1 rRNA gene is annotated in these 3,233 nt (G+C 51.3%); it reads left to right on the top strand.

What is annotated here, in order from left to right:
* The first annotated feature begins 163 nt into the window (after positions 1-163).
* Positions 164-3,055, top strand: a 23S ribosomal RNA gene (locus GPL81_RS17450).
* Positions 3,056-3,233 lie beyond the last annotated feature (178 nt).

Here is a 3,233-nt window from a genome sequence, read left to right on the forward strand (position 1 = left end):
TCGTTCTTTAAAAATTTGGGTATGTGATAGAAAGATAGACTGAATGGCACTTTCACTGGTGTTGTTCAGGCTAAGGTAAAATTTGTGAGTTCTCTTAGTTGAGAAATTCGAATTTTCGGCGAATGTCGTCTTCACAGTATAACCAGATTGCTTGGGGTTATATGGTCAAGTGAAGAAGCGCATACGGTGGATGCCTTGGCAGTCAGAGGCGATGAAAGACGTGGTAGCCTGCGAAAAGCTTCGGGGAGTCGGCAAACAGACTTTGATCCGGAGATGTCTGAATGGGGGAACCCAGCCATCATAAGATGGTTATCTTAAGCTGAATACATAGGCTTAAGAGGCGAACCAGGGGAACTGAAACATCTAAGTACCCTGAGGAAAAGAAATCAACCGAGATTCCCTTAGTAGTGGCGAGCGAACGGGGACCAGCCCTTAAGTTGATTTGAGATTAGCGGAACGCTCTGGAAAGTGCGGCCATAGTGGGTGATAGCCCTGTACGCGAAAATCTCTTATCAATGAAATCGAGTAGGACGGAGCACGAGAAACTTTGTCTGAATATGGGGGGACCATCCTCCAAGGCTAAATACTACTGACTGACCGATAGTGAACTAGTACCGTGAGGGAAAGGCGAAAAGAACCCCGGAGAGGGGAGTGAAATAGATCCTGAAACCGTATGCGTACAAGCAGTGGGAGCCCACTTTGTTGGGTGACTGCGTACCTTTTGTATAATGGGTCAGCGACTTATTTTCAGTGGCGAGCTTAACCGAATAGGGGAGGCGTAGCGAAAGCGAGTCTTAATAGGGCGTCTAGTCGCTGGGAATAGACCCGAAACCGGGCGATCTATCCATGGGCAGGTTGAAGGTTAGGTAACACTGACTGGAGGACCGAACCGACTACCGTTGAAAAGTTAGCGGATGACCTGTGGATCGGAGTGAAAGGCTAATCAAGCTCGGAGATAGCTGGTTCTCCTCGAAAGCTATTTAGGTAGCGCCTCATGTATCACTGTAGGGGGTAGAGCACTGTTTCGGCTAGGGGGTCATCCCGACTTACCAAACCGATGCAAACTCCGAATACCTACAAGTGCCGAGCATGGGAGACACACGGCGGGTGCTAACGTCCGTCGTGAAAAGGGAAACAACCCAGACCGTCAGCTAAGGTCCCAAAGTTATGGTTAAGTGGGAAACGATGTGGGAAGGCTTAGACAGCTAGGAGGTTGGCTTAGAAGCAGCCACCCTTTAAAGAAAGCGTAATAGCTCACTAGTCGAGTCGGCCTGCGCGGAAGATGTAACGGGGCTCAAACCATACACCGAAGCTACGGGTATCACGTAAGTGATGCGGTAGAGGAGCGTTCTGTAAGCCTGTGAAGGTGAGTTGAGAAGCTTGCTGGAGGTATCAGAAGTGCGAATGCTGACATGAGTAACGACAATGGGTGTGAAAAACACCCACGCCGAAAGACCAAGGTTTCCTGCGCAACGTTAATCGACGCAGGGTTAGTCGGTCCCTAAGGCGAGGCTGAAAAGCGTAGTCGATGGAAAACAGGTTAATATTCCTGTACTTCTGGTTATTGCGATGGAGGGACGGAGAAGGCTAGGCCAGCTTGGCGTTGGTTGTCCAAGTTTAAGGTGGTAGGCTGAGATCTTAGGTAAATCCGGGATCTTAAGGCCGAGAGCTGATGACGAGTTACCCTTTGGGTGACGAAGTGGTTGATGCCATGCTTCCAAGAAAAGCTTCTAAGCTTCAGATAACCAGGAACCGTACCCCAAACCGACACAGGTGGTTGGGTAGAGAATACCAAGGCGCTTGAGAGAACTCGGGTGAAGGAACTAGGCAAAATGGCACCGTAACTTCGGGAGAAGGTGCGCCGGTGAGGGTGAAGCATTTACTGCGTAAGCCCACGCCGGTCGAAGATACCAGGCCGCTGCGACTGTTTATTAAAAACACAGCACTCTGCAAACACGAAAGTGGACGTATAGGGTGTGACGCCTGCCCGGTGCCGGAAGGTTAATTGATGGGGTTAGCTAACGCGAAGCTCTTGATCGAAGCCCCGGTAAACGGCGGCCGTAACTATAACGGTCCTAAGGTAGCGAAATTCCTTGTCGGGTAAGTTCCGACCTGCACGAATGGCGTAACGATGGCGGCGCTGTCTCCACCCGAGACTCAGTGAAATTGAAATCGCTGTGAAGATGCAGTGTATCCGCGGCTAGACGGAAAGACCCCGTGAACCTTTACTATAGCTTTGCACTGGACTTTGAATTTGCTTGTGTAGGATAGGTGGGAGGCTTTGAAGCGTGGACGCCAGTTCGCGTGGAGCCATCCTTGAAATACCACCCTGGCAACTTTGAGGTTCTAACTCAGGTCCGTTATCCGGATCGAGGACAGTGTATGGTGGGTAGTTTGACTGGGGCGGTCTCCTCCTAAAGAGTAACGGAGGAGTACGAAGGTGCGCTCAGACCGGTCGGAAATCGGTCGTAGAGTATAAAGGCAAAAGCGCGCTTGACTGCGAGACAGACACGTCGAGCAGGTACGAAAGTAGGTCTTAGTGATCCGGTGGTTCTGTATGGAAGGGCCATCGCTCAACGGATAAAAGGTACTCCGGGGATAACAGGCTGATACCGCCCAAGAGTTCATATCGACGGCGGTGTTTGGCACCTCGATGTCGGCTCATCACATCCTGGGGCTGAAGCCGGTCCCAAGGGTATGGCTGTTCGCCATTTAAAGTGGTACGCGAGCTGGGTTTAGAACGTCGTGAGACAGTTCGGTCCCTATCTGCCGTGGACGTTTGAGATTTGAGAGGGGCTGCTCCTAGTACGAGAGGACCGGAGTGGACGAACCTCTGGTGTTCCGGTTGTCACGCCAGTGGCATTGCCGGGTAGCTATGTTCGGAATAGATAACCGCTGAAAGCATCTAAGCGGGAAACTAGCCTCAAGATGAGATCTCACTGGGACCTTGAGTCCCCTGAAGGGCCGTCGAAGACTACGACGTTGATAGGTTGGGTGTGTAAGCGCTGTGAGGCGTTGAGCTAACCAATACTAATTGCCCGTGAGGCTTGACCATATAACACCCAAGCAATTTGCGAACTCGACAGAGGCCAGATTGCGGTGTGTGAAGACGCAATGAACCGAAAGTTCGAAGCGCACAAAACACCGAATGCTATCACTTACCCAATTTGCTGAAGCGCGGCCAACCGGCCACGACTCGGTACCCGAATTTCTTGACGGCCCTTGGGGAGTGG

Origin of the sequence: Pseudomonas izuensis (genome assembly GCF_009861505.1) — a bacterium.
GTDB lineage: Bacteria > Pseudomonadota > Gammaproteobacteria > Pseudomonadales > Pseudomonadaceae > Aquipseudomonas > Aquipseudomonas izuensis.